Annotated in this window: 11 protein-coding genes; 4 read left to right on the top strand and 7 right to left on the bottom strand. The window is 69.4% G+C overall.

Features of this window, described 5'->3' with window-relative positions:
- Nucleotides 1-73: 73 nt before the first annotated feature.
- Nucleotides 74-469 carry a hypothetical protein gene (locus tag EPAKOI_RS15885; RefSeq protein WP_423192589.1) on the bottom strand — a complete coding sequence of 132 codons (396 nt, stop codon included), beginning with the start codon at nucleotides 467-469 and terminating at the stop codon, nucleotides 74-76.
- Nucleotides 470-771: 302 nt separating this feature from the next.
- Here EPAKOI_RS15885 and EPAKOI_RS15880 point away from each other — a divergent pair, with 302 nt between their 5' ends.
- The 3 genes from EPAKOI_RS15880 to EPAKOI_RS15870 all read left to right on the top strand — a co-directional run bounded on the left by EPAKOI_RS15880 (nucleotide 772) and on the right by EPAKOI_RS15870 (nucleotide 2879).
- A complete protein-coding gene (locus EPAKOI_RS15880) occupies nucleotides 772-1206 on the top strand; it encodes a Cd(II)/Pb(II)-responsive transcriptional regulator (RefSeq protein ID WP_124682937.1) in 435 nt (144 codons plus the stop codon).
- A 400-nt stretch (nucleotides 1207-1606) separates the two neighbouring features.
- Nucleotides 1607-2020: a nucleoside diphosphate kinase regulator gene (gene rnk, locus EPAKOI_RS15875; RefSeq protein WP_124682938.1), complete on the top strand. Its 414-nt coding sequence runs from the start codon at nucleotides 1607-1609 to the stop codon at nucleotides 2018-2020.
- Nucleotides 2021-2534: 514 nt separating this feature from the next.
- Nucleotides 2535-2879, top strand: coding sequence for a hypothetical protein (locus EPAKOI_RS15870; RefSeq protein ID WP_124682939.1), 345 nt, complete (start codon nucleotides 2535-2537; stop codon nucleotides 2877-2879).
- 174 nt (nucleotides 2880-3053) lie between these two features.
- Here the strand turns inward: EPAKOI_RS15870 and ypfJ are convergent, their stop codons facing one another.
- The 6 genes from ypfJ to gcl all read right to left on the bottom strand — a co-directional run bounded on the left by ypfJ (nucleotide 3054) and on the right by gcl (nucleotide 10760).
- Nucleotides 3054-3932 carry a KPN_02809 family neutral zinc metallopeptidase gene (ypfJ, locus tag EPAKOI_RS15865; RefSeq protein WP_313837197.1) on the bottom strand — a complete coding sequence of 293 codons (879 nt, stop codon included), beginning with the start codon at nucleotides 3930-3932 and terminating at the stop codon, nucleotides 3054-3056.
- A 105-nt stretch (nucleotides 3933-4037) separates the two neighbouring features.
- Nucleotides 4038-5504, bottom strand: coding sequence for a pyruvate kinase (pyk, locus tag EPAKOI_RS15860; RefSeq protein ID WP_423192588.1), 1467 nt, complete (start codon nucleotides 5502-5504; stop codon nucleotides 4038-4040).
- Nucleotides 5505-5549: 45 nt separating this feature from the next.
- Nucleotides 5550-6872, bottom strand: a complete 1323-nt coding sequence (locus tag EPAKOI_RS15855) for a glycerate kinase (protein ID WP_313837194.1) — start codon at nucleotides 6870-6872, stop codon at nucleotides 5550-5552.
- Nucleotides 6873-6938: 66 nt separating this feature from the next.
- Nucleotides 6939-7862 (bottom strand): 2-hydroxy-3-oxopropionate reductase, encoded by a 924-nt coding sequence (gene glxR / locus EPAKOI_RS15850; RefSeq protein WP_423192587.1) that lies wholly within the window; start codon nucleotides 7860-7862, stop codon nucleotides 6939-6941.
- 223 nt (nucleotides 7863-8085) lie between these two features.
- Nucleotides 8086-8865, bottom strand: a complete 780-nt coding sequence (hyi, locus tag EPAKOI_RS15845) for a hydroxypyruvate isomerase (protein ID WP_124682944.1) — start codon at nucleotides 8863-8865, stop codon at nucleotides 8086-8088.
- Between the two features lie 110 nt (nucleotides 8866-8975).
- Nucleotides 8976-10760 (bottom strand): glyoxylate carboligase, encoded by a 1785-nt coding sequence (gcl, locus tag EPAKOI_RS15840; protein ID WP_124682945.1) that lies wholly within the window; start codon nucleotides 10758-10760, stop codon nucleotides 8976-8978.
- 362 nt (nucleotides 10761-11122) lie between these two features.
- Here gcl and EPAKOI_RS15835 point away from each other — a divergent pair, with 362 nt between their 5' ends.
- Nucleotides 11123-11791: a hypothetical protein gene (locus tag EPAKOI_RS15835; protein WP_124682946.1), complete on the top strand. Its 669-nt coding sequence runs from the start codon at nucleotides 11123-11125 to the stop codon at nucleotides 11789-11791.
- Nucleotides 11792-11829: the final 38 nt, after the last annotated feature.

The raw sequence follows: 11829 nt of genomic DNA, 5'->3' as shown, positions 1-11829 counted from the left end.
GGGCGCGCGGCACGCGATGCGCGTGCCAGGCGTTCAGGGCAGGCGCGGGCCGCCAGGGCGCGCGCGAAACGGGTCAGCCGCGCGGCGGGCGCGGCGGCAGGGGCAGGTCGGGATCGGGCAGCGCCGCGGCGGCATAGCGCGGCACGGTGCCGCGCGCGCCCGACGTTGCCACGCGGGGCAGCGGCGCCGGCAGCAACTGCTCGGCAAAATCGGCGCCCGGCGGGGTCGGCTCGGCGGTGTCGCCGGGCAGGGAAGGGTCGGGCGTGTCCGGCGCCGCATCGGAGTGGCCGGCCACATCGGCAAGCGCGGCCAGGTCGGCCGGGTGGGCAAGGTCGGTCCGTTCTGCGCTGGCGGCTGCCGGCGCGACGGTCACCGTGTGCGCCGCGCGCGCCATCCCGGCCACTGATGCGGACGCGCCCATGCCCGCCCACGCCTGCAGCGGCAGGAAGGCAAGCAGCACGATCATCATCAGGAATCGAAACGGGTGCACGGGGGCGGGTGACGCGGAAGACCAAAAAACGATGCGCCGATTCTACAGGATGGCGCGCGGGCCGGCAGGGCGGGGCCCGCACTATCCGACGATTCTCATATGGGGCAATGGCCGGGCGGCACAAGGCCCGGCCTGGCTGGCCGCGTCGCCGCCAGACCCTGCGCGCGGCCGGGTTTTGCGCGCTGCGGCAGACAGGTCTACACTGCCGCTTAACCCTGTAGTCACTACAGAGATAGCGGCACGGCGCGCGTCACGGCGGCCGGCCATCGCGGAGATTGACCATGCGAATCGGCGAACTGTCGCGCCATAGCGGCTGCGACGTGGAAACCATCCGGTATTACGAGCGCGAGGGCCTGCTGGACGCCCCGCAGCGCGAGGACAACGGCTATCGCCGCTATGGCGACAGCCACCTTGTGCAGCTCAACTTCGTGCGGCATTGCCGCTCGCTCGGCATGACGCTGGCCGACGTGCGGCGGCTGCGCGATTTCCAGCGCAATCCGTCGCTGGCCTGCGACGACATCAACACGCTGCTGGACCGCCAGATCGAACAGATCCACGCGCAGCGCGTGGCGCTGGAAGCACTTGAAGTCCAGCTTCGGGCGCTGCGCCATACCTGCGAGAACCCCGACCCGCACCCGGCCAGCGAGTGCGGCATCCTGCAGAACCTGCAGCAGGCGGCCGAGGGCGCCGGCTGCGAATGCCATCCGCGGCACTAGCACCCGGCCCGCCGCCGCCGCGCCGGGCCTGTGCTAGCATGGCCGTTCGCGTCACCCATGACGCTCCTTCGCTACCCAGAACATTCTCATGATGTCTCGCCACCTTCCGTCCGCCGTACTGGCCCGGGTCCGCTCCATGCGGCCGGCCCGCGCGCGCATGGCGGTGGCGCAGTCCATCACCGCCAGCCGCCGGATCGACGCCCCGCTTGATCCCGCCCGGTCCCGGCCTGACCGCCCCCACGCCTGAACGGCACGGGTCCGGCGCCGAACCGGGCCCCAGCCACCCCGCATCGCCGCTGTAGAACCGCCGCGCGCCTGCGCGCTGGCGCCGACCGATTTTTCCCTGGCTGCCGTCCGCGTCGCCCCGACGCCACGCCGCCGCTTTTGCGAGACACCCGTCATGGCAAAGACCCAGAACCCGACCCTCTACCTGACCGAACTCGACGTGACGCGCCTGGAAGGCATTGCCAGCCGCGCCGGCACCGCCGAACTCGACGAGATGCTCGACGCGCTGCTGGCCCGCGCGGCCATCGTGTCGCCCGACGCCATCCCCAAAGACGTCGTGACGATGAACTCGCGCGTCGTCTGCACGCTGGAGGGCGAGCCCGCGCCGCGTGAGTGGACACTGGCTTACCCCGACGACGCCGACCTGTCCGCCGGCCGGCTGTCGGTGCTGTCCCCGATCGGCCAGGCGCTGCTTGGCGCCCGCGCCGGCAAGACGGTGGACTACCGGCTGCCCAACGGCAGCGCCCAGCGCGTGACCATCGTCAGCATCGCATTCCAGCCGGAGGCCAGCGGGCAGTTCACGCTGTGAGGCTGGCTGGGTTGGCCGGCATGGTTGGCCTGTATCCGGCGATGTCTGGCTGCCGCTCTCACCGCAGCGCGGGAGAAGGGCCGGGGGTGAGGGCGTTGAGGTACTGCTTGCCGACCTGTCGCGGATTGGACCGCTGGCCCTCTCCCCCAACCCCTCTCCCGCGCGCGGGAGAGGGGAGCTGAACCACCAGCCGTCCCAACCTCTTCCCCGTAGACCGCGCCTCCTCCCCGTAGACCGCCTCCTTCCGAAGACCGCCTCCCCGTACCGCCCGGTAGGTGGCCCATTCCGCTCCGCAGAATGACGGCCGCTTTTCCATTCGGCCGGCTACCCCTACCGTTCGTCCACAGACCCAGCGTTTCACGGCGTGCAACGCACCATTCGTCGCAGCGGTATTTCTCGTAGAACTACGAGCCACTAACCTTCACTCCGTGCTCGCATCGCTACACAGAGAGCGTCGGCGGGCAGCAGTCGGCAGCACCCATAACAAGTCGTAAATCAGTTGAAGGAGTCCCAGATGAACGCCAAACGTTTCGTTGGCGGCGCCCTCGTGCTCGCCGCGTTTGCCGCGTCGGCAGCGATTGCCGCGCCCGCCGCCACCAAGAAGGTCGGCAAGTTCGACGTGTATGCCGACGCCGCGCGCACCGGCAAGTTCGACACGTTCAGTGAAGGTTCGAAGATCAGCAAGTACGACACCTTCACGGACGGCGCCCGCCAGGGCTCGTTCGACACGTTCAGCGAAGGTGCCCGCACCGGCAAGTTCGACAGCTTCAGCGAAGGCTCGCGCGCGTTCAGCGGCGAGATCTCGGGCTCGGCGCTGGACAACGCACGCAACGGCGACCTGTACGGCTACAAGGTCTGATGACCCGTCAGCCGGCCAGAACGCAAATCGGCGGCCCCGTTCCACACGCTGGCCGCCGATCCTGATTTCCGGTTTCTCTCCCACCTGCGCGACCGACCTCCTCCTTCTCTCTCACGTCGCGCAGGTGATTTTTGCCCCGCCCCGGTCTTCTCCCCTGGTCGTTCCCCTGAATTCCTAAAGCTGCTTTTGCGCGAACGTGTCGCATTTGCGGATGTCGCCGCTCGTCAGCCCCTGCCGCAGCCAGCGCACGCGCTGTTCGCTGGAGCCGTGCGTGAAGGCTTCGGGCACCACATAGCCCTGCGACTGCCGCTGCAGCCGGTCGTCGCCGATGGCCGCCGCCGCCTTCAGCCCTTCCTCGATGTCGCCCGGCTCCAGTAGCTGCTGGTTCATCTTCTGCGCCGTGGCGGCCCAGACACCGGCCAGGCAGTCGGCCTGCAGTTCCATGCGTACCGACAACTGGTTGGCCTGCGCCTCGCCCATGCGGCGGCGCGCCGCGTCGACCTTGCCCGACACGCCCAGCAGGTTCTGGATATGGTGGCCCACCTCGTGCGCAATCACGTACGCCTGCGCAAAGTCGCCGCTGGCGCCAAAGCGCTGGCGCAGTTCGTTGTAGAACGACAGGTCGATGTAGACCTTCTGGTCGGCCGGGCAGTAAAACGGACCCATGGCCGACTGCCCCGTGCCGCAGGCCGTCGGCGTGGCGCCCGAGAACAGCACCAGCGTGGGCGCCGCGTAGCGCCGGTTCAGGTCGGTCTCGAAAATGTGCGACCACGTGCGCTCGGTGTTGCCAAGCACCTTGCGCGTGAAGACGGTGAGCTCGTCGGTGGCCGGGGCGCGCTGGGCCTGCGATGACGGCGCCGGCTGCTGCTGCACGTTGGACGCGCCGCCCAGGATCAGCATCGGGTCGATGCCGAAGAAGTAGGACGCCGCCAGCGCGATGACGATGGTGCCGATGCCGATCGACTTGCCGCCCAGCGGGAAGCCACCCCCGCCAAAGCCGCCCCCGCGGCGATCTTCCACGTTCTGGCTTTCGGCTTCGTCGTCGAGACGCATTTGGGGGCTCCGTCGGGTTTGTTGGGGTGTCCGAGGGAGTATAGCAACGGGGCACGGGGCGCCGGAGGCCGGGGCTGGCCCGGCCGTCGTCCCTCCGTCCCCCGGTCAGACCGCCGCGGCCGCCGGCGACCTGCCCAGCGCCAGCGCGCCCACTTCCGTGCCCACCTCGGCCACGCGCAGCAGGTTGGTGGTGCCGCCCTGGCCGAACGGCATGCCGGCGGCGATGGTGATCTGGTCACCGGGCGACGCGTAGCCCTCCACCAACGCGGCGCGCGCGGCGGCCTCCACCATTTCGTCCACGCTCTGCACGTCGGGGCTCACGGTGGAATGCACGCCCCAGGCAATGGCCAGCCGGCGGGCGATGTCCAGGTTCGGCGTGATGCTGACGATGGGCGCACCCGGCCGCTCGCGCGCGGCGCGCAGCGCGGTGGCGCCCGACGACGTGTAGGTGACTGTGGCCCGCGCGCCGATGATGTGCGTGACCTCGCGCAGCGCGGCACAGATGGCGTCCTGGCGCGTGGACAGCGGCACCTCGTGCTGCGCATCGATCATGTTGCGGTACAGCGGGTCGCGCTCCACCTCGGTGATGATGCGATCCATCATCGACACGGCCGGCACCGGATGGCGCCCGTTGGCCGATTCGGCCGACAGCATCACGGCGTCGGCGCCGTCGTAGATGGCGCTGGCCACGTCCGACGCCTCGGCGCGCGTGGGCACCGGCGAGTCGATCATCGACTCCAGCATCTGCGTGGCGATCACCACCGGCTTGCCGAGCTGGCGGCAGATGCGCAGGATGCGCTTCTGCACGCCGGGCACGCGCTCGGGCGGCAGTTCCACGCCAAGGTCGCCGCGCGCGACCATCACGGCGTCGGAGACACGCACGATTTCCTCCAACTGCTGCAGCGCGGCCGGCTTCTCGATCTTCGACAGCACGCCGGCGCGCGTGCCGATGATCTCGCGCGCCTCCACGATGTCCGACGGCCGCTGCACGAACGACAGCGCGATCCAGTCGGCGCCCAGTTCCAGCGCGAAAGCCAGGTCGCGGCGGTCCTTGTCGGTCAGCGCCGGGATCGGGATCACCGCGTCGGGCACGTTCACGCCCTTGCGGTCGGACAGCGTGCCGTTGTTGGCCACGCGCGTGATGATGCTGCCGCTGGACACCGACTCGATGTTCAGCCGCGCCTTGCCATCGTCGATCAGCAGCGACTGGCCCGCGCTGGCGGCCTTGAACAGTTCCGGGTGCGGCAGGTGCACGCGCGTGCCGTCGCCGGGCGTGGGGTCGCTGTCGAGCACGAACGGGTCGCCGGCGCGCACGGCCACCTTGCCGGCCGCGAACGTGCCGATGCGCAGCTTCGGGCCCTGCAGGTCCGCCAGGATCGCGATCGGGCGGCCGGTCTCGGCCTCTACCTGGCGCACGGCGTCGTAGCGGGCGCGGTGGTCCTCGTGGTTGCCGTGGCTGAAGTTCAGCCGGAACACGTCGGCGCCGGCATCGAACAACTGGCGGATGACCGCGATGTCCGAGCTGGCCGGGCCCAGGGTGGCGACGATCTTGGCTTTGCGCTGGCGTCTCATGTGTGTCTCCTTCTCCATCCTCTTTTATGCGGGGTCGCGCGTCGGTCAGACGATCAGGATCGCGCGGAAATCGTTGACGTTGGTGCGGGTCGGGCCGGTGACGATCAGGTCGTCGAGCCCGGCAAAGAACCCGTAGCCGTCGTTGTTGTCCAGGTGCGCCCGGGCCGACAGGCCGCGCGCGGCGGCGCGGGTCAGCGTGTCGGGGTCCAGCAGCGCGCCGGCGTTGTCCTCGGAGCCGTCGATGCCATCGGTGTCGCCCGCGATGGCGTGCACGCCGGGCAGGCCGTCCAGCGCCACGGCCAGCGCCAACAGGAATTCGGCATTGCGGCCGCCGCGGCCGTTGCCGCGCACCGTGACCGTGGTCTCGCCACCGGACAGAATCACGCACGGCCGCTGGAACGGCTGGCCGTGCGACGCCACCTGCCGGGCGATGGCGGCGTGCACCTCGGCCACGTCGCGGGCCTCGCCCTCGATGCTGTCGGACAGGATGTGCGCGGTCAGGCCCAGCTCGCGGGCGCGCGCGGCGGCGGCTTCCAGCGACTGCTGGGCACTGGCCAGCGTGACACTGCGGTGGCCGTCGAAGCGCGGGTCGCCGGGCTTGGGCGTCTCGCCGGCGCCCGATTCCAGATGGGCGCGCACGGCGGCCGGCACCTCGATGCCGTACTTGGCGATGACCGCGAGCGCGTCGGCGCAGGTGGTGGCATCGGGCAGCGTGGGGCCGCTGGCGATCAGCGTCGGGTCGTCGCCGGGGATATCGGAAATCAGCAGCGTTTCCACGCGCGCCGGGGCACACGCCAGCGCCAGCCGGCCGCCCTTGAGCGCCGACAGGTGCTTGCGCACGCAGTTCATCTCGCCGATGCTGGCGCCGCTGCGCAGCAGCGCCTTGTTCACGGCCTGCTTGTCGGCCAGCGTCAGCCCCGGCGCGGGCGCGGCCAGCAGCGCCGAACCGCCGCCCGAGATCAGGCACAGCACGAGGTCGTCGGCGGTCAGCCCCTGCACCATCTGCACCATGCGCTGCGCGGCCTGCTGGCCGGCGGCGTCCGGCACCGGGTGCGCGGCTTCCACCACCTCGATGCGCCGGCACGCGGCGCCGTGGCCGTAGCGCGTGACGACCAGGCCCGACAGTTCGCCCTGCCAGTGCGATTCCACGGCCTGCGCCATCGCGGCGGCGGCCTTGCCGGCGCCGATCACGACCGTGCGGCCACGCGGGGGCTGCGGCAGGTGCGGCGGCAGGCAGTGGCTGGCGCTCACGGCCGCGACGGCCGTGTCGAACAGGTCGCGCAGCAGCGCGCGGGCCTGCGCGGGGTGGCGGTAATCGGGCGGCCGCTGGGGTGACAGCAGCGCGGCATTGGCGTCGGTGGCGAACATGCGGGTCCTGGAAGGCGGGTGCGGAAAAACGGGGCCACCGCCCGGCGCGGGCGGCAGCGGTGCGGCTTAATTCGCGTTCTTGGCGATTTCGTGATTCGACATGATCTCGATCGCACGGCACAGCGCCGAGTGATCCTGCTTGCCGAAGCCGTTGGCCGCGCACGTGTTGAACAGTTCCTGCGCGGTGGCCGTGTTCGGCAGCGCCACGCCCAGCGCCTTGGCACCCTGCAGCGCCAGGTTCAGGTCCTTTTGGTGCAGTTCGATGCGGAAGCCCGGGTCGAAGGTGCGCTTGACCATGCGCTCGCCGTGAACTTCAAGAATCCGCGATGCCGCGAAGCCGCCCATCAGCGCCTGGCGCACCTTGGCCGGGTCCGCGCCGGCCTTCGATGCAAACAGCAGCGCCTCGGACACGGCCTGGATGTTCAGCGCCACGATGATCTGGTTGGCCACCTTGGTGGTCTGGCCGTCGCCATTGCCGCCCACGAGCGTGATGTTCTTGCCCATCAGTTCGAACAGCGGCTTGACCTCGTCGAATGCCTCCGACGGGCCGCCGACCATGATCGTCAGCGACGCGGCCTTGGCGCCCACTTCGCCGCCCGACACCGGGGCGTCCAGGTACGACGCGCCGAGCTTGTTGATGCGCGCCGCGAAATCCTTGGTGGCGATCGGCGAGATCGAGCTCATGTCGACGACGATCTTGCCGTAGGTGGCTTCCTTGCCGGCGGCCTTGTACGCGGCGGCCACGCCCTTGTCGGCGAACAGCACGGCCTCGACGTGCGGGGTGTCCGGCACCATGACGATGACGATGTCGGCGCGCTTGGCCACTTCCTCGGCGCTCGTGCAGACCGTCACGCCGGCATCGACCAGCGCCTGGGGCGCCGGGTTCACGTCATGCACGAACAGCGTATGCCCGGCAGCGCGCAGATGGCCCGCCATCGGCGCACCCATGATGCCCAGGCCGATAAAGCCGATGTTTCGTTGATTTGCCATGTTTGTCTCCGGTGGATGAATGAAATGTTTTGAAGCTGGTTTTCTCCCCTCTCCCGCATGCGGGAGAGGGGCCGGGGGAGAGGGCCGGCGGTTCAAGTTGCCAAGGTCGGCAAGCAGAACCGCCTTGCCCTCACCCCCAACCCCTCTCCCACTACGCGGGAGAGGGGAGCGAGAAGCGGGGGCTCCCACACTCGGGGAAACCGGCGCAACAAGCCAGCGCCGCTCAGACCCCGTGCGCCTTGCGCCAGCCCAGGCCTTCCTCGGTGGCTGTCTTCGGCTTGTATTCGCAGCCGATCCAGCCGTCGTAGCCGATCTCGTCAAGGAAGCGGAACAGGTACTGGTAGTTGATCTCGCCGGTGCCGGGCTCGTTGCGGCCGGGGTTGTCGGCCAGTTGCACGTGGCGGATCTTCGGCAGGTTGGCGCGGATCGTGTTGGCGATCTCGCCCTCCATGCGCTGCATGTGATAGATGTCGTACTGCACGTACAGGTTCGGCGCGTTGACCTGGCCGATCAGGTCCACGGCCTGCCGCGTGCCGGACAGGTAGAAGCCGGGGATGTCGAACGTGTTGATCGGCTCCACCAGCAGGTCGATCTGCTCGCGGGCCAGCGCGCCGGCCGCGAAGCGCAGGTTCTCCACCAGCGTCTCGCCGGCCTGCTCGCGGCGCACGTTGGGCGGCACGATGCCGACCAGGCAGTTCAACTGGCGCACGCCCAGCACCTTGGCGTACTTGATGGCCTCGCCCACGCCGTCCTGGAACTCGCCCACGCGGTCCGGGTGGCAGGCAATGCCGCGCTCGCCCGCATCCCACTTGCCGGCCGGCAGGTTGTGCAGCACCAGGTCGAGCTGAAAGCGGTTCAGGCGGTCGGCGATCTGGTCGGCGTGGAACGCGTACGGGAACAGGAACTCCACGCCGCGAAAGCCGGCGCGGGCGGCGGCCTCGAAGCGGTCCAGGAATCCCACCTCGTTGAACAGCATCGTCAGGTTGGCTGCGAGCTTTGGCATTGTGTTGTCTCTCTCGGTGTCTGGGGAAAAAGCACCGCACCTGCCCGCAAGGGGGCGGGGCAGGGGCGGCTTGCTGCGGAAAACTCGTGGAATGACGACTGCCGCGAAACTCAGGCGGTGGCGGTTTCCTCGGCCAGGATGGCCTCGTCGGCGTCCTCGATGTCCTCGATCGGCTCGAACTCGTTGATGTTGTCGATCTCGGTGCCCATCGCGATGTTGGTCACGCGTTCCAGGATCACCTCCACCACCACCGGCACCGAGAACTCGGCCATCAGGTCGCGCGCCTCGGCAAAGGCCGGGGCGATGTCCTCGGGCTTGAACACGCGGATCGCCTTGCAGCCCAGCCCTTCCACCACCTTGACGTGGTCCACGCCGTAGCCTTCCAGCTCGGGCGCGTTGACGTTGTCGAAGGCCAGCTGCACGCAGTAGTCCATCTCGAAGTTGCGCTGCGCCTGACGGATCAGGCCCAGGTACGAGTTGTTCACCACCACGTGGATGTACGGCACCTTGAACTGCGCGGCCACGGCCAGTTCCTCGATCATGAACTGGAAGTCGTAGTCGCCCGAGATGGCCACCACGTCCGAATCGGGCGAGGCGGTCTTCACGCCGATGGCGGCCGGGATGGTCCAGCCCAGCGGGCCGGCCTGGCCGCAGTTGATCCAGTGGCGCGGCTGGTTCACGGACAGGAACTGCGCGGCGGCGATCTGCGACAGGCCGATCGTCGTCACGTAGCGCACGTCGCGCGGGAAGTACTGGTTCATCTCGCGGTACACGCGCTGCGGCTTGACCGGCACGTTGTCGAAGTCGCTCTTGCGCTTCATGGTGCGGCGGCGCTTCTGCACGTCGGCCACCCAGCCCTTGCGGCACGGCAGGCGGCCGGCCATCTTCATCTCGCGCGCCACCTCGACGAACAGCTCCAGCGCGGCCTTGGCGTCGGACACGATGCCCAGGTCCGGCCCGAACACGCGGCCGATCTGCGTGGGCTCGATGTCCACGTGCACGAACTTGCGGCCCTTGGTGTAGACGTCGATGCTGCCCGTGTGGCGGTTGGCCCAGCGGTTGCCGATGCCCATCACGAAGTCCGACGCCAGCAGCGTGGCGTTGCCGTAGCGGTGCGACGTCTGCAGCCCGACCATGCCGGCCTGCAGCGGGTGGTCGTCGGCCAGCACGCCCCAGCCCATCAGCGTGGGCACCACGGGCACGTTGACCAGCTCGGCAAACTCCACCAGCAGTGCATTGGCGTTGGCGTTGATCACGCCGCCGCCGCAGACGATCAGCGGGCGCTCGGCCTGGTTCAGCATCGCGATGGCCTTTTCGATCTGCGCGCGCGACGCGGCCGGCTTGTACGGCTGCAGCGGCTGGTAGGTCTCTGGATCGAACTCGATCTCGGCCACCTGCACGTCGAACGGCAGGTCGATCAGCACCGGACCGGGACGGCCCGAGCGCATCAGGTGGAACGCCTGCTGGAACACCTGCGGCACCAGCGCCGGCTCGCGCACGGTCACGGCCCACTTGGTCACCGGCTTGGCGATCGACTCGATGTCGACGGCCTGGAAGTCTTCCTTGTACAGCCGCGCGCGCGGCGCCTGGCCGGTGACGCAGAGGATGGGAATCGAATCGGCCCAGGCCGAGTACAGGCCGGTAATCATGTCGGTGCCGGCCGGGCCCGAGGTGCCCACGCACAGGCCGATGTTGCCGGGTTCGGCCCGGGTGTAGCCCTCGGCCATGTGCGACGCGCCCTCCACGTGGCGCGCCAGCAGGTGCTTGATCGAACCGGCCTTGCGCATGGCCGAGTAGAACGGATTGATCGCGGCGCCGGGCACGCCGAACGCGGTGGTGATGCCTTCCTTTTCCAGCACGGCAATGGCCGCGTCGACTGCTCTCATTTTCGGCATGTCTCTCTCCAGTACGCTCAAAAACAATGGGTGGGATTCGTTCTGGCGTTGATGCTATGCCGCTGCAGCCTGTGGATAAACGGAAGGGGGATCAGTTGATTCGATACGTGGGGTTTGCAATGGCAGCGAGGAAGATGGAGGTTTATGGCGCTTTGCGCACTTCGCGCTTGGCCAATTCGCCGATGTTTGCTCCCCTCTCCCGCCATCGGGAGACGGCCCAGGGGAGGGGGCCTGCCGCCCAACCCGCGACGCGACCCATTCCAGGCCAACCTCCACCCCAGACCAAAAGAGGGTCACGCCGCACTATCGCGCGCAAGGGGCTCGGGCCAGAATAGCGGGTTTGGAATTGCCATCGCCTTGCCATGTACACGCGGCTGCCCACCACCTTCGAACTGATGGAAGCGCTCCAGACGGCGCCGGCCCAGAAGCGGCCCGACAGCCGGCTGGGCGCGGTGCTGTGGGCCGGCTTCGTGCTGGCGCTGGTGCCCACGCTGGTGGCCGGCGGGGCGCTGGTCTGGTGGCACCAGGTCCTGCTCCAGCCGCCGCCGGGCTGGCTGCCGCAGGCGTTCCACATCCTGCTGGCGGTCAGCGGCGTGTTCTACGTGGCGGCATGGCTGGCGCGGCTGCTGGGCGGGCGCGAGGTGTGGCGGCATCCGCGGCACTGGCTGTCGCGCCGGGTGGATAGCCAGAACGAGGTCGAGAACGCGCTGCTGCGGCGGCTGGGCCGGATTCCAGCGCTGCAGTTGCGCGCGCGGCAGCGGCGCATCCTGCTGCAGGCCCGCATCTGGGAAGGCAGCGCCCGTACGGTGGCGCTGGTGCTGGCGCTGGTCCCGGCCGCCGTGGTGCTGGCCGACGGCATGGCCGTGGTCAAGCCGGGCCACGCGCCGGCCGTGGTGGCCATCTACGGCGTGGTGCTGGTGCTGGGCGCGGCGCTGGCGCTGTTCGCCCAGCTACAGTGCAGCGCGCCGCTGCGGCGGCTGGCCTACGTGCTGGGCGAGGCGGCCGAGATCAGCGAGAAACTGGCCCGCTAGGGCCGGGCTGGCCCCGGTCCATGGCCGCCCGCGCATGG

The organism is Cupriavidus sp. H18C2, assembly GCF_049393795.1.
GTDB lineage: Bacteria > Pseudomonadota > Gammaproteobacteria > Burkholderiales > Burkholderiaceae > Cupriavidus > Cupriavidus pauculus_C.
Note: the sequence above shows the minus strand (reverse complement) of the source record. Positions and strands in the feature narration are given on the sequence as shown.

Excerpts from the sequence above, each read along its gene's own strand:
- EPAKOI_RS15885 (WP_423192589.1), bottom strand. The coding sequence starts at position 469 with ATGATGATCGTGCTGCTTGCCTTCCTGCCGCTGCAGGCGTGGGCGGGC.
- EPAKOI_RS15835 (WP_124682946.1), top strand. The coding sequence starts at position 11,123 with ATGTACACGCGGCTGCCCACCACCTTCGAACTGATGGAAGCGCTCCAG.
- pyk (WP_423192588.1), bottom strand. The coding sequence starts at position 5,504 with ATGAGACGCCAGCGCAAAGCCAAGATCGTCGCCACCCTGGGCCCGGCC.
- glxR (WP_423192587.1), bottom strand. The coding sequence starts at position 7,862 with ATGGCAAATCAACGAAACATCGGCTTTATCGGCCTGGGCATCATGGGT.
- hyi (WP_124682944.1), bottom strand. The coding sequence starts at position 8,865 with ATGCCAAAGCTCGCAGCCAACCTGACGATGCTGTTCAACGAGGTGGGA.
- rnk (WP_124682938.1), top strand. The coding sequence starts at position 1,607 with ATGGCAAAGACCCAGAACCCGACCCTCTACCTGACCGAACTCGACGTG.
- EPAKOI_RS15855 (WP_313837194.1), bottom strand. The coding sequence starts at position 6,872 with ATGTTCGCCACCGACGCCAATGCCGCGCTGCTGTCACCCCAGCGGCCG.
- ypfJ (WP_313837197.1), bottom strand. The coding sequence starts at position 3,932 with ATGCGTCTCGACGACGAAGCCGAAAGCCAGAACGTGGAAGATCGCCGC.
- EPAKOI_RS15880 (WP_124682937.1), top strand. The coding sequence starts at position 772 with ATGCGAATCGGCGAACTGTCGCGCCATAGCGGCTGCGACGTGGAAACC.
- EPAKOI_RS15870 (WP_124682939.1), top strand. The coding sequence starts at position 2,535 with ATGAACGCCAAACGTTTCGTTGGCGGCGCCCTCGTGCTCGCCGCGTTT.
- gcl (WP_124682945.1), bottom strand. The coding sequence starts at position 10,760 with ATGCCGAAAATGAGAGCAGTCGACGCGGCCATTGCCGTGCTGGAAAAG.